The organism is Enterobacter asburiae (genome assembly GCA_011754535.1).
GTDB classification, from domain to species: domain Bacteria; phylum Pseudomonadota; class Gammaproteobacteria; order Enterobacterales; family Enterobacteriaceae; genus Enterobacter; species Enterobacter cloacae_N.
Map to the genome: position 1 here is coordinate 2005579 of JAAQVN010000001.1, position 20661 is coordinate 2026239.

Here is a 20661-nt window from a genome sequence, read left to right on the forward strand (position 1 = left end):
TTATTTTAGATTCAGGGATAAATCTGAAAATTAATACGGAACTAATGAAATTAAACTTATTAAAATCAAGACAGTGGAATTGTGTCAGCAATTGCTCCAGGATGTCCTCTCTCATCTTTAATGCGGGGCGAGTGCAATGATTATTACGCTAGATAATGCTTACCAGTCTGAACTGATGCTTCTGCCTGCCCGTAATAGTGCAGGCGAGCTAAAAGGTTTAGAAATACTGGTTAACTTTACTGGCGTCGGCACCGATGTGAGGATCCCTACCGAGCTCGTTATCCCCCGGCTTTCAGCGGCAGAAGAGTTAGCGCTGTTTAACGAAAAACTGCAATTGCTTGATACCTGTAAACTGTTTTTTATTCAGCATCAGTTAATTGCATGGATCAATATTACACCAGCAATTGTTGAGTTTTTATTAAGTAATGGGAATGCTGTTTCAATTCTTGAGCGTTATCCGTTTCTTGAGTTTACTGTTAATGAGAACTATCCAGGTTTAAATAACGGAAAGGACGATCTGCAACTGGCAAGAATGGCGATCCATTTTCCGCTGGTCCTGGCAAACTTTGGTGCCGGTGCTGCATCGCTCAAGGCCGTCTATGATGGATTATTTAAACGGGTTATTCTTGATAAAGGATTCATCCAGCAGCGTGCTTCGGAGCTTTCTTTCGAGCCTTTTATGCGCGCGATCCTCTGGCAAATAACGCCGCACTGCCAGTCGGTGATCGTCTCCGGCATTGACGACCACGCTCTGCTGCAGCGCGTCCTGTCCTTTAATTTTGGTGCCATGCAGGGCGCGCTCTGGCCAGCCGTCTCGCCGGAGCACGTCACAACGCTCGTTCAGCAGCGATAACCCTGCCTTTCGCCCGTGTTTAAGTCCGGGTAAACCCTCTACACTAAAAGCAGGAGGACTTATGACCCTGTCTTTTACCGCTCACTGGCATGACGAGTTGCCTGGCTTTTACACCGCACTCAAACCAACACCGTTACATAATTCACGTCTTATCTGGCATAACGATCGGCTGGCCGATGAGCTGGCCATTCCGCCTGATATGTTTCAGCGTTCAGACAGCGCTGGCGTCTGGGGAGGAGATACGCTTCTCCCCGGTATGCAGCCTCTGGCTCAGGTCTATAGCGGACACCAGTTTGGTGTCTGGGCGGGGCAGCTGGGCGACGGCAGGGGGATCCTGCTCGGCGAACAACGCCTTCCCAACGGAGAGACGGTTGACTGGCATCTCAAAGGCGCAGGTCTTACCCCATATTCACGGATGGGCGACGGGCGGGCGGTATTGCGGTCTACAATACGCGAAAGCCTGGCATCCGAAGCGATGCATGCGCTGGGTATTCCCACTACCCGCGCGCTGTCGATCGTCACCAGCGACACGCCGGTGACGCGCGAAACGGTGGAAAAGGGGGCGATGCTGATGCGCATTGCGCAAAGCCATCTGCGCTTTGGTCATTTTGAGCACTTTTACTATCGCCGCGAGCCGGACAAGGTTCGCCAGCTCGCGGACTTCGCCATTCGCCACCACTGGGCGCATCTGCAGGATGAGGCGGATAAATACGTTCTCTGGTTCCGGGACGTGGTTGCCCGTACCGCCACGATGATTGCGCGCTGGCAAACGGTAGGCTTTGCTCACGGGGTCATGAACACGGACAATATGTCGATTCTTGGCCTGACCTTTGATTACGGTCCGTTTGGTTTCCTGGATGATTATCAGCCGGGGTATATCTGCAACCATTCCGACTATCAGGGGCGTTACAGCTTTGACAATCAGCCCGCGGTTGGGCTGTGGAACCTCCAGCGGCTTGCACAAACATTATCGCCGTTTATCGACGTCGATGCCCTGAACGATGCGCTCGACAGCTATCAGGACCTTTTGCTGCGGGAATACGGCACGCTGATGCGTAACAAGCTGGGGCTGATGACCCAGGAGAAGGGTGATAACGACATCCTTAACGGACTGTTTGCCCTGATGGCGCGTGAAGGGAGCGATTACACCCGCACCTTCCGCATGCTGGGCCAGACGGAGCAGCACAGCGCCGCCTCGCCGCTGCGCGACGAGTTTATTGACCGGCAGGCGTTTGACGACTGGTTTACACAGTACCGCACGCGGCTGCAGCAGGAGCAGGTAGACGATGTTACACGTCAGGTACAGATGAACGCAGCGAATCCGGCAATGGTGTTGCGCAACTGGCTGGCGCAGCGGGCGATTGAGCAGGCAGAGCAGGGCGAGTATGACGAGCTACACCGTCTGCATCTGGCGTTGCGCACGCCGTTTGCCGACCGGGATGATGATTACGTCAGCCGCCCGCCCGACTGGGGCAAGCGGCTGGAAGTCAGCTGCTCAAGTTAAGGATTTTGGCCGGGCGGCGGGGGCGCCTTACCCGGCCTGTTCATCACTGAGCAACCCAGCCGCCATCCATATTCCACGCGGCGCCGCGAACGTTCACGGCGCCCTCGCTGCACAAAAACAGCGCCAGTTCACCCAACTGCTCCGGGGTAACAAACTCCCCTGAAGGCTGTTTCTCTGCAAGGAGCTGTTCGCGAGCCTGCTCCGGCGGCACGCCATCCGCGATGCGCTTATCAATTTGCTGTTGTACCAGCGGCGTCAGTACCCAGCCGGGGCAGATGGTATTGGCGGTAATACCCGTGCGGGCGGTTTCCAGCGCCAGCGATTTGGTAAAGCCCACTACGCCATGCTTGGCCGCAACGTAGGCCGATTTCTCTTTCGACGCGACCAGCCCGTGAACGGAGGCAATATTGATAATGCGCCCCCAGTTTTTCTCGCGCATGGCCGGCAGCGCCAGCCGGCTGGTGTGAAACACTGCGGAGAGGTTTATGGCGATAATGTCGTTCCACTTCTCCACCGGAAAGGCGTCGACCGGGGCCACGTGCTGGATCCCGGCGTTGTTCACAAGAATGTCCACGCCGCCAAACTGCGATTCGGCGTAGCGCATCATGGCTTCAATCTGCAATACGTCCCGCAGATCCGCATCGTGATAGCCCGGCTTTTTACCCAGTTGCGCAATTTCTTCCCGTGCCGATGCGCTGTCGCCAAAACCGTTTAGGATCAGCTGCGCGCCCGCCTTTGCCAGCACGCGGGCGATCCCCAGGCCAATGCCGCTGGTCGAGCCGGTCACCAGGGCGGTTTTACCGTTCAGATTCATTTTTCTCTCCTTACACAATGCCGGTCAGATAGAACACGGCAATGACAAAAAGCACTGCCAGACTTTTAATGATGGTGATTGCGAAAATGCCGCCGTAGGCCTGGCGATGGCTCAGGCCGGTGATAGCCAGCAGGGTAATCACCGCGCCGTTATGGGGCAGCGTATCCATCCCGCCGCTCGCCATCGAGGCCACGCGGTGCAGCACCTCAAGCGGGATATTGGCTGCGTGGGCGGCAGCAACAAAGGTATCGGCCATCGCCGCAAGGGCGATGCTCATTCCGCCGGACGCCGAGCCGGTGATCCCCGCGAGAACGGTCACGCTGATGGCCTCATTCAACAGCGGATTCGGGATAGTCGCCAGCGCTTTGGATAACACCAGAAACCCGGGCAGGGCGGCGATAACCGCGCCGAAACCGTATTCGGAGGCGGTATTCATCGCCGCCAAAATGGCACCGCTCACCGCGGTCCGGCTGCCTTCAGCCAGACGCCCCCGGATATTGCGAAAGCCAAAAATCAGCACCAGCACAATACCGGAGATCAGCGCCGCTTCCACGGCCCAGATGGCGGTGATCTTGCCCACCTCGGTGACAATCGGTTTCGCCAGACCTGGCAGAGTAAGCTCGTGGGTCGTGCCGTACCAGCCGGGGATCCAGCGGGTAAACAGCAGGTTCAGTATGCCCACCAGCAGCAGCGGGGAGATAGCAATCAGCGGATGCGGGAGGTTAATGTCATCCGGCGTTTCGGGCTCATTTTTCAGATCCGTGCCGTAACCTTCATTGTTATTCAGCGCCTTACGACGCTGGCGCTCCAGCCAGAGCAGGCCAAAGACGATAATAAACAGTGAGCCGATAAGCCCCAGCCACGGCGCCGCCCAGGCGTTCGTACCAAAGAAGCTGGTGGGGATGATATTCTGGATTTGCGGCGTGCCGGGCAGGGCGTCCATGGTAAACGAGAACGCCCCCAGCGCGACGGTGGCCGGGATCAGCCGCTTAGGGATGCCGCTCTGGCGAAACAGCTCGGCGGCAAACGGGTACACCGCAAACGCCACCACGAACAGTGAAACGCCGCCGTAGGTTAATAGCGCACACACCAGGACAATCACCGGGATGGCGTGTCGACGCCCGAGGATCTGGATCGCGGCGGCGACGATGGAGCGTGAAAAACCGGAAAGCTCAATCAGCTTGCCAAACACCGCACCCAGCAGGAACACCGGGAAGTAGAGCTTGACGAAGCCCACCATCTTTTCCATAAACAGGCCGGTAAACGTCGGGCCGACGGCACCCGGATCGGTCAGCAGCACGGCGCCGAGCGCCGCGATCGGCGCAAACAAAATAACGCTATATCCGCGATAGGCCGCCAGCATCAGCAGCGCCAGCGCCGCCAGGGCTATTAACACACTCATTACGACTCCTCACTTTAATTATTATTCGGGTACCAACGAGAGGCTTAACGCTCGACGGTGAGAGCAATGCCTTGCCCGCCGCCTACGCACAGGGTGACGAGCCCTTTTTTAACGTCACGGCGCTGCATTTCGTACAGCAGGGTCACGAGGATGCGGCAGCCGGAGGCGCCAATCGGATGACCCAGGGCGATAGCGCCGCCGTTAACGTTCACCCTGCGTTCATCCCAGCCAAGCTGCTGGCCCACCGCCAGCGCCTGGGCGGCAAAGGCTTCGTTAGCTTCAATGAGGTCCACCTCGTCGAGCGTCCAGCCCGCCCGCGCCAGTGCCGTCCGGCAGGCGCTGACCGGGCCGATACCCATTACCGACGGATCAACGCCCGTCACGGCGTAACTTACGATGCGGCCAAAAACAGGCAATCCGCTCTCCCGCGCCTTTTCCTCGCTCATCAGCAGCACCGCGGCAGCACCGTCGTTGAGCGTGGAGGCATTCCCCGCTGTGACGGTGCCTTCCTCGTGTAAAAATGCGGGGCGCAGCTGGGCCAGCTTCTCAGCGGTGGTGCATGGCCGGGGCTGTTCGTCACGGCTGACGATAAGCGGCGGTTTTTTACCCTGTTTCACCGTCACCGGCGCTATCTCGTCGTCAAAGCGACCCGCTTCGATGGCGGAGGCCGCTTTTTGCTGCGACCGGGCGGCGAAGGCGTCCTGGTCCTCGCGGGAAATGTCATACTCACGGGCGACGTTTTCAGCGGTGAGCCCCATGTGGTAATCGTTGAAGGCGTCCCACAGGCCGTCGGTAATCATGCTGTCCTTAAGGCCCGCATGCCCGAAACGCAGCCCGGCACGTGCGCCGTCCAGCAGATACGGCGCGTTGCTCATGCTCTCCTGACCGCCGGCGATAGCCACCTCCGCGTCGCCGCAGCGGATCGCCTGGGCGGCGAGCTGCACCGCTTTTAAGCCCGCGCCGCACACCAGGTTGACGGTGGTCGCCGGCGTGCTGACAGGCAATCCGGCGCTGATGGCCGTCTGGCGGGCGGGGTTTTGCCCGCATCCGGCCGTCAGCACCTGTCCGAAAATCAGTTCGTCTATGTGCTCTGTGCTGAGACCGCTGTTCTCAAGCAGGTGCCGTACCGTGACGGCCCCAAGCTCAACCGCAGAAAGGGACGAGAGCGATCCGCGAAAACTGCCTATGGGGGTTCGCGTTGCCCCGACAATCATGACCTTTTTCATGCTGACCCCTCAGTTGAAGCGCATCTCGCGCACGTCATCCGCCACAATGATTTTCCCTGCCGTTTTACGCACGATCTCGTCAATACTGATGCCCGGGGCGTATTCCCGCAGAATGAACGCGCCGTCCTCGATTTCCAGCAGCGCGAGATCGGTCAGGACCCGACGGATGCAGCCCGCGCCCGTGAGCGGCAGCGTGCAGCGCGGCAGCAGCTTTGACTCACCGCTTTTTGAGGCGTGGGTCATCACCACGATGATGTTCTGTGCCCCGGCGACAAGATCCATCGCGCCGCCCATGCCCTTCACCATCTTTCCGGGGATCATCCACGAGGCGATGTTGCCCTCCACGTCCACTTCAAACGCGCCCAGCACGGTCAGGTCGACATGGCCGCCGCGGATCATGGCAAACGACTGGGCCGAGTCGAAAATGGCCGCGCCGGTCCGCGCGGTCACGGTCTGTTTACCGGCGTTGATCATGTCGGCGTCAAGGCTCTGCTCATCAGGAAACGCGCCCATCCCCAGCAGCCCGTTTTCCGACTGGAGCATCACATCCATCCCGTCCGGAATGTAGTTCGCCACCAGGGTAGGGATGCCGATCCCCAGGTTGACGTAGTAACCGTCGCGCAGCTCGCGGGCGACGCGCATGGCCATCTGTTCACGGGTTAACATCGTCACACTCCTTCCGCGCGCAGCGTGCGCTGTTCAATGCGTTTTTCAAACTGGCCGACAATCAGCCTGTCGACGTAAATTCCCGGGGTGTGAATGGCCGAGGGGGGCAGCTCACCCGGCGGAACAATCTCTTCCACCTCCACCACCGTGATCCGGCCTGCCGTTGCCATCAGCGGATTGAAGTTTTGCGCGGTATGGCGATAGATAACGTTGCCGTACCAGTCTGCTTTCCAGCCCTTAATGAGCGCGAAATCACCGGTAATAGCCTCTTCAAGGATGTAGTGCTTCCCCGCAAACTGGCGCACGTCTTTACCGACAGCCACGGGCGTGCCGTAGCCGGTGGCCGTGTAAAATGCCGGAATGCCCGCGCCGCCCGCGCGCACCTTTTCCGCCAGCGTGCCCTGCGGCGTGAGTTCAATCTCCAGCTCGCCGCTCAGCACTTGCCGCTCGAACAGCGCGTTTTCGCCGACGTAAGAGGCCACCACTTTGCGCACCTGCCGCGTTTCGAGCAGTATCCCGAGACCGAAACCGTCCACGCCGCAGTTGTTTGACACCACGGTCAGATCTTTCACCTGACGGCGTCTGACCTCTGCAATAAGGTTCTCCGGAATGCCGCACAGACCGAAGCCGCCTGCCAGCAAGGTCATTCCGTCCGTCAGCCCATCCAGCGCCTGCGCATAGCTGCCGACGCGCTTATCCAGTCCTGCCATAGTCATCCCTCCCGTTAACCGTGCCGGTATCATTAGGGGCGGCGACTCATTTGTTAATTTTGAATTTGTGACCCACTCATTTGGTTTTCTTATTAATTTACTGTTAACTAATTCTTTTCAATTGGTTAACAGGATGAAAAATGAGAATGAGTGTCAAACAGTTACGCGCGTTTTTAGCGGTAGCTCACACTCTCAATTTCGCGCACGCCAGCGAACGCTTAAATCTCTCCCAGCCGGCACTGAGCCTGACGATTAAAAGTCTGGAAGACGCGCTCGGTGGCCCGCTGCTGCAGCGGAGCACGCGCAAGGTCGCGCTGACGCAGGAGGGAGAGACGTTTTTGCCGATGGCGCGCCAGCTGCTTGCCGACTGGGATAACGTCGAAGAGGCGATGCACCAGTGCTTTACCCTGCAGCGCGGTAAAATCTCGGTCGCCGCCATGCCGTCGTTTGCCGCGAATGTCCTGCCCGAGGTGCTGAAAGCGTTTCGCGATCGCCACGCCGGGATCAACGTCACCGTGCATGACGTCATCAACGAGCAGGTGATTGAGATGGTGCGTGAAGGGCGGGTTGAGATGGGGATCGCCTTCGAACCGGCCCCCACGCACAACCTGCTGTTTACGCCGCTGGGGCTCGACAGGTTTGTTGCCATTGTGCCGAAAGATTCCTCGCTGGCGGGCAAAAAGCGGCTGGCATGGGAAGAGCTGCTGACGCTGGATTTCATTACCCTGCAGCGCCCTTCGGCGGTACGTCTGATGATGGAGGAGGAGCTGGCGCGAAGCGGCAGAAAGCTGGACGTGGCGCTGGAGAGTCATCAGTTGGTGACAGTAGGGCGCATGGTCGCCAGCGGACTGGGCGGCAGCGCCGTACCGGCGCTCTGCGAGGCACAGATGACGGCACTGGGCGCGGTCTGTATCCCGCTGGATAGCCCGCCTATTGAAAAGTGCATCGGAGCAATCCATCCAGGGCACACGCAGCTCTCTAAAGCGGCGCATGCCCTGCTGGAAACGCTGAAGGATTTTTACCAGCCCGCTCAGGGGGCGAGAAATACCTGCGGTACGGGGTGATCCGGGTGGCTGCCAACGCACACCTGCGCGCCGTACCAGCGCGCCAGCGTCCCGGCCTGCAGCACGTCCTCCGGCGCGCCGCGGGAGACCAGCCTGCCGTTGTGCATCAGCAGAATGCGATCTGCCCACAGCGCCGCCAGATTGAGATCGTGCAGCACCACGCAGACGTGGAGGTGACCCCGACGGGTCAGGGATTTCAGCAGGCGCAGCAGATGCTGCTGGTGGTAGAGATCCAGCGCGGAGGTGGGTTCATCAAGAAACAGCCAGCCGCGCGGTGCCCCGTCGCACCAGAGCTGGGCCAGCGCGCGGGCGAGCTGGATCCGCTGCTGCTCGCCGCCGGAGAGCGTCGAATAGTGTCTGCCCGCCAGCGGTAAACAGCCCGTAATCGCCATCACTTCCTCAACCACTGATGCTTCAGGGGCGCGAGTCCAGGGCGCCCGGCCCATACCGACCACCGCTTCTACCGGCCAGTCGAATCCAGGCTGTGTATTCTGGCGCATCACCGCCCGGTAGCGGGCGAGGGTATCCGGCGGCCAGTCCGCAAGCGGCGTGCCGGCCAGAGTGCAGCGTCCGCTTGCGGGCTTGAGGTAGCCGGTAAGCAGCCGCAATAATGTCGACTTCCCGGCACCGTTGGGGCCAATCAGTGCGACCAGCTCACCCTGAGAGAGAGTAAGCGACACATCGTCGATCAGCGTCCGCTGCCCGGCGTGAAAGAAAATGTTCTCCGCACAATAGCGTTCAGCCATGCGTACCTCCGCGACGAAAGATAAGCCACAGGAACCACGGCGCACCGAGAAGGCTGGTCAATAACCCGACGGGCATCTCCGCCGGGGAGACCAGGGTGCGCGCCAGCGTGTCGGCAACCAGCAGCAGCAGCGCGCCGGCCAGCACCGAGCCGGGAACGACGGCCCGGTGGTCGGCTCCCAGCCACATGCGCATCAGGTGCGGCACCACAAGGCCAATAAAGCCGATCACGCCGCTGACGGCCACCGCCGCGGCAACCAGCAGGGCGCTGCACAGCAGCAGGATCCTCTGCACAGTGGCAACATCCACCCCGAGATAGTGCGCCTCTTCATCGCCCAGCTGCAGCAAATTGATCGGGGCGGCCAGCCGCCAGATAATCAGCACCGCGGGCACCATCAGCGACGTTACCGCCAGCAGGGTGGACCACTGCGCCTGCCCGAGGCTGCCCATTCCCCAGAGGGAAAGCTGGCGAAGCTGGGCATCGTTGCTAAGCCAGGAGAGTACCCCGACGGCCGCGCCGCACAGGGCGTTGATGGCGATCCCCACCAGCAGCAGGCGGGACAAGGAGCCGTGACGCTGCTGGCTGAGCAGGAAGATAAGGACGGTTGCGGCCAGCGCGCCGAGGAACGCCGCAAGCATCGGGGCATACAGCATCAGCAGGGCAGGTAAAGCGGCGGGAATAACCACCCACAGCGCCACCGCCAGCGCCGCGCCGCTGCTGATCCCCAGCAAACCCGGGTCCGCCAGCGGGTTACGGAACAGCCCCTGCATCACACAGCCGGCCAGCGCCAGCGCACCGCCAATCACCAGCGCCAGCAGCACGCGGGGCAGGCGAATGGTAAGCCAGATCTGACGCATTGCCTCATCGCTGCCGCTCCACAGCAGGCTGACCGGCAGGTGCAATGCCCCAAACCCCGTCGCCGTGAGCGTCATGATGCTCAGGATCGCGGCCAGCATCCACAACGACAATGCGATCCGTCGGGACATCAGGGCAGTTGCTCCGCTTTGGCGCGCAGCTTCTGGATGGCATCCGGCGTTCGCACGCTGAAGCCCAGCAGGGCCATATCATCAATCGCCAGCATCTGCCTGTTGCGTCCCGCCGGGGTTTGCGCCAGGCCGGGCAGCTTCCACAGGTTTTCCTCGCCGCCCAGCGCGTTCACGCCGTCCTGCGAAATCACTACCAGGTCGGGCCGGCTGGCAATGACTCCTTCCTGCGACAGCGGCTGATAGCGGGTGAATCCCTGCATCGCGTTCTGCAGCCCGGCGGCCCGGATGGCGGCGTCTGCGCCGGTCTGCTGCCCGGCGGCCATCGCGGTCATTCCCCCGTGGTTGAGGATAAACAGCACCCGCTTGTTAAGGGGCGCTGCGGGCAGCGCCGCCAGCGCCTGACGCAGCGTGTTGCGCAGGGCTTCCCCCTCGGCTTCACGGTGCGTGGCGTCGGCAATCACCCGAACCTTTTCGTCAATGACGCTCAGGTCGTTGCGGCCAGGAACGGTAACCACCCTGACGTGACTTTGTTCGACCTGCTTCAGCGCAAGAGACGGCTGCGCCTGGTCGCTGGCCAGCACCAGCGTGGGGCGCATGGACAAAATGCCTTCGGCGTTGAGCTGACGTAAATATCCCACGTCAGGCAGATCGTTTGCCGCCTGCGGCCACTGGCTGGTGCTGTCGCGTGCGACCAGAGAAGACTGCGCGCCAAGCGCATAGACAATCTCCGTCACGTCGCCGCCAAGGGCGACAATTTTCTCCTGCGCGGCGGCAAACGCTACCAGAGGCAGGGCGCACAGCAGGGCTAACCACGTTTTCATGCGGCCAGCCCTTTTGGCGTCAGGGCGTCAATCTGGCTGCGCCACTGGCTCTGCTCCGGCTCGCCTTCGGTACGCTGGCCATAAAGCTGCGCGATTTGCGTGCCGTCGGCGGCAAACAGCTCCAGGCTGGTGACGTGGCCGTCTGCGGTTGGCTTGCGCGTCACCCAGCTCTCCGCGATGGTTTCTTCCAGCAGATGCAGCGTAAAGGCGGGATTAAAGATGTTCAGCCAGCCTTTCATCGGCACGACTTTCTGTACTGCACCGGTGAAGATCTGCACGCAGCCGCGGTTACCGACGAATACCATGATTTCGTTGCCGTCCTGACGTGCCGTTTCCAGCAGTTGTGCCAGCGCGCTATTCTCCACCTTACAGGCAAGATCGTCGCCCACCAGGCGAAACGCCTGCTGGCGGCTGAGATTGTGGCGTTTGAGCAGGCTGAAGAACTGATGCACATCAGTCATGGCGCGCCACTCCTTATCCACGAGAGCGGCATCCGCGTTTTCGGCGTGAGCCGGGGCATCCGCAGCGCCCAGCTCAAGCGGCGGATTATCGGCAAATATAAAGCGGGTCAGCACATCGCCCCAGGCGGCGAGGTCGGTGTTGTCCGTGGTATAGACCTTGAGCACCGCATCGCCCTGGCGATCGAAGAACTGAATGCTCTGCCGCTCGCCGCGTGGGGTGGCTTCGCTGAGGTGAAACGCGCTCGCCCATTGGTTGAGGAACAGGCGAAGATCCAGCGCGCGCGGGTTCAGCACCAGCCCGGCGTGGCCCTTCAGGTGCTGGTTGGTGAAGCTGCCAACCTGCTCGTGCACGGCATACTCGTTGCGGCAGATGCATTTGGTTTCACCCACGGCTTCCAGCGCGCCCAGGATATCGCGGATGTCGCCGCGCAGGCGCCAGGCGTCATGGCCCACGCGCGCGAAGGTCAGCTCCGCCTCGCTGATGTTCATTAACCCTGCGATGTCTCGCGCGTACTTACCCGGATGTTCTTCTTTTAGCTCAAGCCAGCGTGTGTAGTGATTCATTGTCTTATCCTTCTGAAGAGTGGCCCCGAAGGGAATTACCACTGATAGCTTACGAAAATCTTGCCGTTACGCCCGTCCTGCGGAATGCCCTGAGGTGACCAGTACGCTTTGTCAAAGGCGTTGCCCAGCACCAGCGTGGTGGTGACGCCCTTGAGCTTCTCCTGGCCCTTATAGCTGACGTAAAAATCGTTGACCGCATAGCCCGGCTGCTTGCTGTAGCTGCTGCTGACGTGAGTTGAGCGATCGGCAAAAGTGCCGATCCAGCCGACGGAGAACCCGCTTTGCGCCACCGGAACGTCCAGCCTGCTGGTGACGGTGTCCGGGTTGATGCTGGAGATGTACTCCCCGGTATTGGTATCTTTCCCGCGCGTGCGGTTATAGGCCACGTCAAGGTTAAACAGATCGGCCGAATATTTTGCCATTACGTCCCAGCCCCATATTTTGGCGTCTGGAACGTTGTACGACATGGTGGTCGCCGCGGCGAAGTTGACGGTGGTGGAGATGTAGTCTTTCGCTTTGGTATCGAAATAGCTGGCCTTGAACTCCAGCGCATCGTTGGCGAGCATCAGATCGTCAAAGCGCAGGCCAAAACCAAACTCCTGCGTTTCGTTGGTTTCCGGGCGCAGGTTCGGGTTAGGCACCCAGTAGTTGGTGTAGAACCGGCCGATGGAGAAGTGTTTAGCGTCGTTATACATTTCACCCATGGTAGGCGCGCGGAAGGCCTGCGCGTAAGAGCCGAACAGCATCAGCCAGTCGGTGGGGCTGACGGTTAACCCCGCCCGGGAAGACCACTTATCGGCATTGACGTCATCGTAGCCATCGCTGCTGCCGCGATAGTTGTCATAGCGCGTGCCGCCCAGAAGGGTAACGGGCAGATCGCGCAGGGTGATCTCATCCTGCAGCCAGCCGGAGCTAAAGTCGATTTTCGCCTCCGGGAAGCCGGTCGTGGCACCGCCCGGACGCTGCTCCTGGCGATAGTATTCTCCGCCGTAGGTCAGAAGGTGAGATGCAAAGGAGTCGCTGAACAGGCGGGAACGGTTTTCCACCTTGCCGCCTTTGGTGGTCTGCTTGCGGAACTCGCCGGTGCTGTCGATGTTCTGGGCATTAATGCGCGCTTCAGACCAGTAAACCTTCGCATCGGCGTTCAGCCAGTCGTACCCTTCCGGCGCAATGCGGTAGCCAACCTGCGCATCTCGCTGGATGGTGGAGCGGTCGGTCATCGGGTTGCTGCTGTTGGCATCTGATGTTTGCGGGTTTTTCGGCTCCTGTGCGGCGTTGTTGTAGTAGCGCAGGGCGCCACTCAACGTCTGAGCCGGGTCGATTTTCCAGCTGCCTTTCGCCAGCATGTTATTAATGGATTCGTCGTTCGGCGCCGTTGCACCGTCGCTCTGGCGGATATCATCGCGGTCGCGGCTGGACCACGACACCAGGCCGTCCAGGGTATCGGTGCGGCCATAGGCGCTGGCCCCCAGGCCTAGGCTGTGGTCACCCGTTGCACCGGTACCAAACACGCGATAACCGCTGTTTTTACCCGGCTCCAGCAGGTCTTTGGCGTCGACGGTGTCATAGGAAATCACGCCGCCCAGCGCGCCGCTGCCGTAGAGCAAGGCCGACGGGCCGCGCACCACCTCGATACGTTTGATGAGCGCGGGATCGAGGAAGGTGCTGTTCAGGTGGCCGGTATCGGTTCCCTGGCGCACACCGTCAACCAGTACCAACACGCCGCGACGGTCGTAGCCGCGCAGGTTAACGTCCTGACCGTTGGTGCGGCCGGTGCCGTCAAGCGTCAGGCCGGGGACGTTGCGCAGCAGATCGGCGGCAGAGCTGGCGGTCTGTTTTTCCGGGGCGGTGGCGTCAATCACGCTCACCATCATCGGGGCTTCGAAGGCGCTACGGGCGTTGCCTGTGGCGGTGACGGTTATTTCATCTGCGGCAGCAAACGCGACGCCCGGCAGGGTGCTGACAATCGCCAGCGCCAGAAGGGACGGGCGTAAACGTGCGGTGTGCAGGTGTGGCATAGCAACTCTCCATAAAGTATCGAAAGCGCTGGCTGCCTGGGGATGACCTGGGTGGCTGGCGAAGGTTTTAGTTTATTTTGTGAGGATCAATTTTCCGGCATTCGTCTGGCGCAGCAGGTAGTGCTGGCCGTCATGCTCGATAATCACCCGGCCCTCATCACCCAGCAGAGTTTTGCTGTCGATGCGGCGATCGCCAGGGGCCGGGGACGGTGCTGTGTGTGTTTTTGCTGGCGTTGCCGCGCTGTTATCCGTAGGTGACATCATGTTTATAAATAACAATCAATGTAACAATGATAATCATTATCAATAAACTGCAAATTCACGGCAAGCGTTTTTGTGAAAATTGTGTGACGGGATCAAATTCAGGGGGCGAGGTGCGGCCTGATTCCCTCACCCCAACCCTCTCCCTAAGGGAGAGGGAGAAGGGCGCCACCCGACAATAACATCAGAAGCGAGAATCAACCGCAGCTGCCAGCTTCTCCAGCAGCAGCTCGCTGTCTTCCCAGCTCAGGCACGGATCGGTGATCGACTGGCCGTACACCATCTGCTGGCCGGCAATGATTTTCTGCGTGCCTTCCTTGATGAAGCTTTCGGCCATAATCCCGGCAACGGCAGTCGAGCCGCTGCGGATCTGCTGACAGATCTCATCGCAGACGTCCAGCTGGCGGCGATGCTGCTTCTGGCAGTTGCCGTGGCTGAAATCCACCACCAGGTGTTCCGGCAGGTCGAACTCGGCCAGCGTTTCACAGGCCGCCGCAATATCTTCTGCATGGTAATTGGGCTTCTTCCCGCCGCGCATAATGATATGCCCGTACGGGTTACCGCTGGTCTGGTAGATGGTCATATGACCGCTTTTGTCCGGCGACAGGAACATGTGGCTGGCACGCGAGGCGCGGATCGCATCTACCGCGATACGGGTATTGCCGTCGGTCCCGTTTTTAAAGCCGACCGGACAGGAGAGGGCGGAGGCCATCTCGCGGTGGATCTGGCTTTCGGTGGTCCGCGCGCCAATCGCGCCCCAGCTGATCAGATCGGCGATAAACTGCCCGGTCACCATATCGAGAAATTCGGTGGCCGTCGGCACGCCCAGCTCGTTGACCTGCAACAGCAGCTTGCGCGCCAGTTCGATGCCGTGGTTCACGCGATAGCTGCCGTTAAGGTCAGGGTCGGAAATCAGCCCTTTCCAGCCCACCACGGTACGCGGTTTTTCAAAGTAGGTGCGCATCACAATCTCAAGGCGATGCTGGTATTTATCCCGCAGCCCCTGAAGGCGTTTTGCATAGTCCATTGCCGCATCCAAATCGTGGATGGAGCAGGGGCCAATCACCACCAGAAGACGCCTGTCTTCACCATTGAGGATTTTTTCAATGCGGCGGCGGGAGGCCGTCACATGTTCCGCGACCGTGGCGGAAACGGGGTGCCGCTCGGCCAGTTCAGCCGGGGTGACCAGGCTGTCTATGCGCGCCGTGCGGAGTTCATCGGTTTTATTCATGACTTGTCTCAGAAAATTTTTGCTTCATCGGCAGACTACCGGGAAGTGATGGGCATCACATTAAACCAATCCCTGCTGATTTCAAGTTCGGGGCGACACCGCCCCGCTGTTGAAATGGATGATACATGAATCCGAGCTAATGTACTAGCTTGTTAGTACATTCGGCGGTTAAGTCCCATGATGTCGAGAATTTTGGTGGCGATCTCTTCAACCGAATAGTTGGTGCTGTTCAGCCACGGGATCTGGTTTTTGCGGTACAGCGCCTCTACTTCGGAAACCTCCATGCGGCACTGGCGCATCGAGGCGTAGCGGCTGTTCTCGCGGCGCTCTTCGCGGATCGCCGCCAGGCGTTCCGGGTTAATCGTCAGGCCGAACAGCTTGTGCTGCAGCGGCTTAAGAGCAGCGGGCAGCACCAGGTTATCCATGTCATCAGCGATAAACGGGTAGTTTGCGGCGCGGATGCCGAACTGCATCGCCAGATAGAGGCTGGTTGGCGTTTTGCCGCAGCGCGACACCCCGAGCAAAATCACCTGGGCCTGGTCGAGATTGCGCAGCGAAATCCCGTCGTCGTGCGCCAGGGTGTAGTCGATGGCGGCGATACGCGCATCGTATTTGGTCAGGTTGCCGGGGTTCAGCCCGTGGGTGCGGTGCGCGATAGGCGTCGGGTCAAGCTTCAGTTCGCTCTGGAGCGGAGCCACCAGCGCCTGCACGATATCCTGGCAGAAGCCCTCACTTTGCAGAATGATGTGGCGAATTTCGGGAATCACGATGGAGTAGAACACCAGCGGGCGCACGCCGGTCTGCTGGTAGATGGCATCGATCTGATCCTTCACCGCTTTGGCGCGACTCTCATTTTCCACAAACGGCAGCGTGATGCTGTTGATCGAAACGGGGAATTGCGACATCACCGCGTGGCCCAGCACCTCGGCGGTGATCGCCGTACCATCAGAAATATAAAAAACGTGACGATCGACAGCATTATCCATTTTACCCACCCTGAATATCATACGTAATTGTCTGAAAGCATAAATTAAAAAAGGTAATTACACAGCAAAGAACTTATCCTAATTATAAATGAAACGCTGTTTTTGATTTTCCTGAAAAGCGGATTTCATTTTTCAAATAGCGACTTTATTTTTGGGGTTTCTGGCTGAATATAAAGGAATCATCGGGTTATTGGCTGGTGGGAAACTATCCGAAAAGTTGAAAATTTAAATTGCTTACACGATTCACCGTTTTTTTAGCGCAAATAATTATGCCAGTATAAATACGTAGTCAGGTGTTACTTACTCCGATCAAATATCACAAAAGGATTGTTTCGATGTCCAACAATGGCTCGTCACCGCTGGTGCTTTGGTATAACCAACTCGGCATGAATGATGTAGACAGAGTTGGGGGCAAAAATGCCTCCCTGGGTGAAATGATTACAAATCTGTCCGGTATGGGTGTCTCCGTACCAAACGGGTTTGCCACGACCGCCGACGCGTTTAACCTGTTTTTAGACCAGAGCGGTGTAAACCAGCGCATTTACGACCTGCTGGATAAAACGGATATTGATGACGTCACCGAGCTTGCAAAAGCCGGGGCGCAGATCCGCCAGTGGATCATCGACACACCTTTCCAGCCGGAACTGGAAAAAGCCATCCACGACGCCTACAACCAGCTCTCCGCTGACGATGCGCAGGCTTCCTTTGCCGTGCGTTCTTCCGCGACCGCAGAAGACATGCCGGACGCCTCGTTTGCCGGACAGCAGGAAACTTTCCTGAACGTTCAGGGCTACGATGCCGTGCTGGTGGCGGTGAAGCACGTGTTTGCCTCCCTGTTCAACGACCGCGCCATCTCCTATCGCGTGCACCAGGGCTACGACCATCGCGGCGTGGCGCTCTCCGCGGGCGTGCAGCGTATGGTGCGCTCCGACGTTGGCTCCTCCGGCGTGATGTTCTCCATTGATACCGAATCCGGCTTCGACCAGGTGGTGTTCATCACCTCCGCGTGGGGTCTGGGTGAGATGGTGGTGCAGGGCGCGGTTAACCCTGACGAGTTCTACGTCCACAAGCCTACGCTGGCCGCTGGCCGTCCGGCGGTGGTGCGCCGCACCATGGGCTCGAAAAAAATCCGCATGATCTATGCCCCGACCCAGGAGCATGGCAAGCAGGTTAAAATTGAAGATGTACCGCAGGAGCAGCGCGACCGCTTCTCCCTGACCGACGCCGAAGTGCAGGAACTGGCGAAGCAGGCGGTGCAGATAGAAAAACACTACGGCCGTCCGATGGACATCGAATGGGCGAAAGACGGGAACACCGGCAAGCTCTTCATCGTTCAGGCGCGCCCGGAAACCGTCCGCTCACGCGGTCAGGTGATGGAGCGTTATACGCTGCACGCGCAGGGTAAAATCGTGGCGGAAGGCCGTGCCATCGGTCACCGCATCGGTGCCGGCCCGGTCAAAGTGATCCACGACATCAGCGAGATGAACCGCATTGAGCCAGGCGACGTGCTGGTGACCGATATGACCGACCCGGACTGGGAACCGATCATGAAGAAAGCCGCGGCCATCGTCACCAACCGCGGCGGTCGTACCTGTCACGCGGCGATCATTGCCCGCGAGCTGGGTATTCCTGCGGTTGTCGGCTGCGGTGATGCCACCGAGCGCATGAAGGACGGGCAGAACGTGACCGTCTCCTGTGCCGAAGGCGATACCGGCTACGTGTATGCCGATATTCTCGACTTCAGCGTGAAGAGCTCCAGCGTGGATACCATGCCGGACCTGCCGCTGAAGATCATGATGAATGTCGGCAATCCGGACCGTGCGTTTGACTTCGCCTGCCTGCCGAACGAAGGCGTTGGCCTGGCGCGTCTGGAGTTCATCATCAACCGTATGATCGGCGTTCACCCGCGCGCGCTGCTGGAGTTTGACGATCAGGATCCGAAGCTGCAGAACGAAATCCGCGAGATGATGAAAGGCTACGACTCGCCGAAAGAGTTCTACGTCGGCCGTCTGACCGAAGGGATCGCCACGCTGGGCGCAGCGTTCTACCCGAAACGCGTGATTGTGCGTCTGTCTGACTTCAAGTCAAACGAATACGCCAACCTGGTGGGCGGCGAGCGCTACGAGCCGGAAGAAGAGAACCCGATGCTGGGCTTCCGCGGCGCCGGACGCTACGTGTCCGACAGCTTCCGCGACTGCTTCGCGCTGGAGTGTGAGGCGGTGAAACGCGTGCGCAACGACATGGGGCTGACCAACGTCGAAATCATGATCCCGTTCGTGCGTACCGTGGATCAGGCGAAAGCGGTGGTGGACGAGCTGGCGCGTCAGGGGCTGAAGCGCGGTGAAAACGGGCTGAAGATCATCATGATGTGCGAGATCCCGTCCAACGCCCTGCTGGCCGAGCAGTTCCTGGAGCACTTCGACGGCTTCTCTATCGGCTCGAACGACATGACGCAGCTGACGCTGGGCCTGGACCGCGACTCCGGCGTGGTTTCCGAGCTGTTTGACGAGCGTAACGAGGCGGTGAAAGCGCTGCTCTCCATGTCCATCCGCGCGGCGAAGAAGCAGGGTAAATACGTCGGCATTTGTGGTCAGGGTCCATCTGACCATGAAGACTTTGCCGCCTGGCTGATGGAGGAGGGGATCGATAGCCTGTCCCTGAACCCGGACACCGTGGTGCAAACCTGGCTGAGCCTGGCAGAACTGAACAAGTAACGACATCACGATCGGAAAAAGGCGAGGATATTATTCCTCGCCTTTTTTATTTCACCGCTAATTTGCTCCCCATCACAAATAAACTAAAAAACCAAATATCATAATTTGTCTGTTAATTAAGACAATTGTTAGTGCGCAAAGCGTTGCTAATACTTGAGCCTTACTGCGCATTTCCCTTCGGAAGATGCGCAACTGGTTGAAATACGTTTTAACCTGATAAAAAGGCAAATAACAATGACACTTTCCTCTGTATTGCGTACCAAAGATAAAATAGGTTATGGCTTAGGCGATATGGCCAGCGCGCTGGTCTGGCAAACGGCCACGTTATTTCTTGCTTATTTCTATACCGACGTTTTCGGTTTACCCGCTGCCATTATGGGCACCATGTTTTTAGTGGTGCGCGTGGTCGATGCGTTTGTCGACCCGTGCATTGGCGCGCTGGTTGACCGCACGCAGACGCGTCACGGCCGTTTCCGTCCCTGGCTGCTGTGGTTTGCTATTCCCTTTGGTGTAAGTTGCCTTATCACCTTCTACGTACCGGACGTCGGGCCGACGGCAAAAATTGTTTATGCCTGCGCGACCTACGCGATTTTAAGTCTGATTTACTCCGCCATTAACGTGCCTTACTGCGCCATGCCGGGGGCGCTGACGCTGGATCCGCGCGAGCGCCACTCCCTGCAGTCCTGGCGTTTTGGCCTGTCGTTTATCGGCGGGCTGATCGTAACGGTTATCGCCTTGCCGCTGGTCTCATTGTTAGGACAGGGCAACGTGCAGAAAGGCTATTTCTACGCCATGAGCCTGATGGGGCTGCTGGGGATTGTGCTTTTTTTCTGCTGTTTCCTGATGACCCGCGAGCGTTATTCCCCACGCAATGATACCTCCGGCTCCATGCTAACCGATTTAAAACTGCTGGCCGGGAACAGCCAGTGGCGTATTGTCTTCCTGTTTAATATTTTGCTGTTAACGGCGGTGGTGACGCGCGGCTCTGCCACCATGTATTACGTCAACTATGTGCTGTTGCGCCCGGAGCTGGTTTTTGCCTTTATTGTTTCCGGCATGGTGGCCTCCTTAAGCGGCGCATTATTATCTGAACGGCTGCTGGGGAAATTTGACCGCGTCCGCGCCTATCAGTGGACGATTATTTCCTTCGTCATCTTCGGCGCGCTGATTTTCTTCCTGCCGCCTTCTCAGGTGTGGCTGATTTTTGGCCTCAACATTGTCTTTAGCTTTGTACAAAACCTCACCACGCCGCTGCAGTGGACCATGTTCTCAGATGTGGTCGACTACGAAGAGCACCGCAGCGGCCGCCGTCTGGACGGGCTGGTCTTCTCCACCGCGCTGTTTGCCATCAAGTTTGGGCTGGCGCTGGGCGGGGCGGTGGTCGGCTGGGTGCTCGGCATGGTGGATTACGCCCCGGGCCAGGCAGCCCAGGCGCCGCACGTGCTCTCCACCATCAACGCGCTGTTCACCCTTATTCCGTGCGCGCTGTTCCTTTGCATGGTGGCGCTGCTTTCCATCTACAAGCTCAACAGCCGGCTGGTGGATTCCATCGCCCGGGAACTGGCGAGCAAGCGTGAGGTAAGACCCGACGCGGGGCAGCTCAGCCCGGCAACCCCTTCCGCACTACAGGAGTAA

The 20661-nt window shown here is 59.0% G+C and carries 18 protein-coding genes; 5 read left to right on the top strand and 13 right to left on the bottom strand.

Going from position 1 to position 20661, the window contains the following annotated elements; genetic code table 11:
* Nucleotides 1-136 precede the first annotated feature (136 nt).
* Nucleotides 137-853 carry an EAL domain-containing protein gene (locus tag HBM95_09475; protein NIH43159.1) on the top strand — a complete coding sequence of 239 codons (717 nt, stop codon included), beginning with the start codon at nt 137-139 and terminating at the stop codon, nt 851-853.
* Between the two features lie 61 nt (nt 854-914).
* On the top strand, nt 915-2357 hold the full coding sequence (locus HBM95_09480) for a YdiU family protein (protein ID NIH43160.1): 1443 nt from the start codon (nt 915-917) through the stop codon (nt 2355-2357).
* A gap of 43 nt (nt 2358-2400) precedes the next feature.
* Here the strand turns inward: HBM95_09480 and HBM95_09485 are convergent, their stop codons facing one another.
* From HBM95_09485 to HBM95_09505, 5 genes are read right to left on the bottom strand one after another with little or no spacing between them, the layout of a single operon-like run.
* Complete coding sequence (locus HBM95_09485) at nt 2401-3171, bottom strand: 3-hydroxybutyrate dehydrogenase (GenBank protein ID NIH43161.1); 771 nt, start codon at nt 3169-3171, stop codon at nt 2401-2403.
* A 10-nt stretch (nt 3172-3181) separates the two neighbouring features.
* Nucleotides 3182-4573, bottom strand: a complete 1392-nt coding sequence (locus tag HBM95_09490) for a GntP family permease (protein NIH43162.1) — start codon at nt 4571-4573, stop codon at nt 3182-3184.
* Nucleotides 4574-4617: 44 nt separating this feature from the next.
* The gene (locus HBM95_09495) at nt 4618-5799 is read right to left on the bottom strand and encodes an acetyl-CoA C-acetyltransferase (protein NIH43163.1); all 1182 of its coding nucleotides are present in this window, start codon (nt 5797-5799) and stop codon (nt 4618-4620) included.
* 9 nt (nt 5800-5808) lie between these two features.
* The gene (locus tag HBM95_09500) at nt 5809-6465 is read right to left on the bottom strand and encodes a CoA transferase subunit B (protein NIH43164.1); all 657 of its coding nucleotides are present in this window, start codon (nt 6463-6465) and stop codon (nt 5809-5811) included.
* Between the two features lie 2 nt (nt 6466-6467).
* Nucleotides 6468-7175: a CoA transferase subunit A gene (locus HBM95_09505; GenBank protein ID NIH43165.1), complete on the bottom strand. Its 708-nt coding sequence runs from the start codon at nt 7173-7175 to the stop codon at nt 6468-6470.
* A 140-nt stretch (nt 7176-7315) separates the two neighbouring features.
* Between HBM95_09505 and HBM95_09510 the strand changes: the two genes are divergently transcribed.
* Nucleotides 7316-8239, top strand: a complete 924-nt coding sequence (locus tag HBM95_09510) for a LysR family transcriptional regulator (protein ID NIH43166.1) — start codon at nt 7316-7318, stop codon at nt 8237-8239.
* On the opposite strand, the gene HBM95_09515 is transcribed toward HBM95_09510, so the two are convergent.
* The 8 genes from HBM95_09515 to ppsR all read right to left on the bottom strand — a co-directional run bounded on the left by HBM95_09515 (nt 8206) and on the right by ppsR (nt 16312).
* On the bottom strand, nt 8206-8985 hold the full coding sequence (locus tag HBM95_09515) for a heme ABC transporter ATP-binding protein (protein ID NIH43167.1): 780 nt from the start codon (nt 8983-8985) through the stop codon (nt 8206-8208). The two genes, HBM95_09510 and HBM95_09515, sit on opposite strands and share 34 nt — an antisense overlap.
* A complete protein-coding gene (locus tag HBM95_09520) occupies nt 8978-9970 on the bottom strand; it encodes an iron ABC transporter permease (GenBank protein NIH43168.1) in 993 nt (330 codons plus the stop codon). Before HBM95_09520 ends, HBM95_09515 begins: the two co-directional genes overlap by 8 nt.
* Nucleotides 9970-10791 (bottom strand): hemin ABC transporter substrate-binding protein, encoded by an 822-nt coding sequence (locus tag HBM95_09525; protein NIH43169.1) that lies wholly within the window; start codon nt 10789-10791, stop codon nt 9970-9972. Before HBM95_09525 ends, HBM95_09520 begins: the two co-directional genes overlap by 1 nt.
* Nucleotides 10788-11816 carry a hematinate-forming heme oxygenase ChuS gene (gene chuS, locus HBM95_09530; protein NIH43170.1) on the bottom strand — a complete coding sequence of 343 codons (1029 nt, stop codon included), beginning with the start codon at nt 11814-11816 and terminating at the stop codon, nt 10788-10790. The genes HBM95_09525 and chuS overlap by 4 nt, the downstream gene beginning before the upstream one ends.
* A gap of 35 nt (nt 11817-11851) precedes the next feature.
* Nucleotides 11852-13834, bottom strand: a complete 1983-nt coding sequence (locus HBM95_09535) for a TonB-dependent hemoglobin/transferrin/lactoferrin family receptor (protein ID NIH43171.1) — start codon at nt 13832-13834, stop codon at nt 11852-11854.
* Nucleotides 13835-13906: 72 nt separating this feature from the next.
* Nucleotides 13907-14095 (bottom strand): hemin uptake protein HemP, encoded by a 189-nt coding sequence (hemP, locus tag HBM95_09540; GenBank protein NIH43172.1) that lies wholly within the window; start codon nt 14093-14095, stop codon nt 13907-13909.
* 184 nt (nt 14096-14279) lie between these two features.
* On the bottom strand, nt 14280-15326 hold the full coding sequence (gene aroH / locus HBM95_09545) for a 3-deoxy-7-phosphoheptulonate synthase AroH (GenBank protein NIH43173.1): 1047 nt from the start codon (nt 15324-15326) through the stop codon (nt 14280-14282).
* A gap of 152 nt (nt 15327-15478) precedes the next feature.
* A complete protein-coding gene (gene ppsR / locus HBM95_09550; protein NIH43174.1) occupies nt 15479-16312 on the bottom strand; it encodes a posphoenolpyruvate synthetase regulatory kinase/phosphorylase PpsR in 834 nt (277 codons plus the stop codon).
* 335 nt (nt 16313-16647) lie between these two features.
* Here ppsR and ppsA point away from each other — a divergent pair, with 335 nt between their 5' ends.
* Both ppsA and HBM95_09560 read left to right on the top strand, forming a co-directional pair.
* Complete coding sequence (gene ppsA / locus HBM95_09555; GenBank protein NIH43175.1) at nt 16648-19026, top strand: phosphoenolpyruvate synthase; 2379 nt, start codon at nt 16648-16650, stop codon at nt 19024-19026.
* Nucleotides 19027-19260: 234 nt separating this feature from the next.
* On the top strand, nt 19261-20661 hold the full coding sequence (locus HBM95_09560) for an MFS transporter (GenBank protein NIH43176.1): 1401 nt from the start codon (nt 19261-19263) through the stop codon (nt 20659-20661).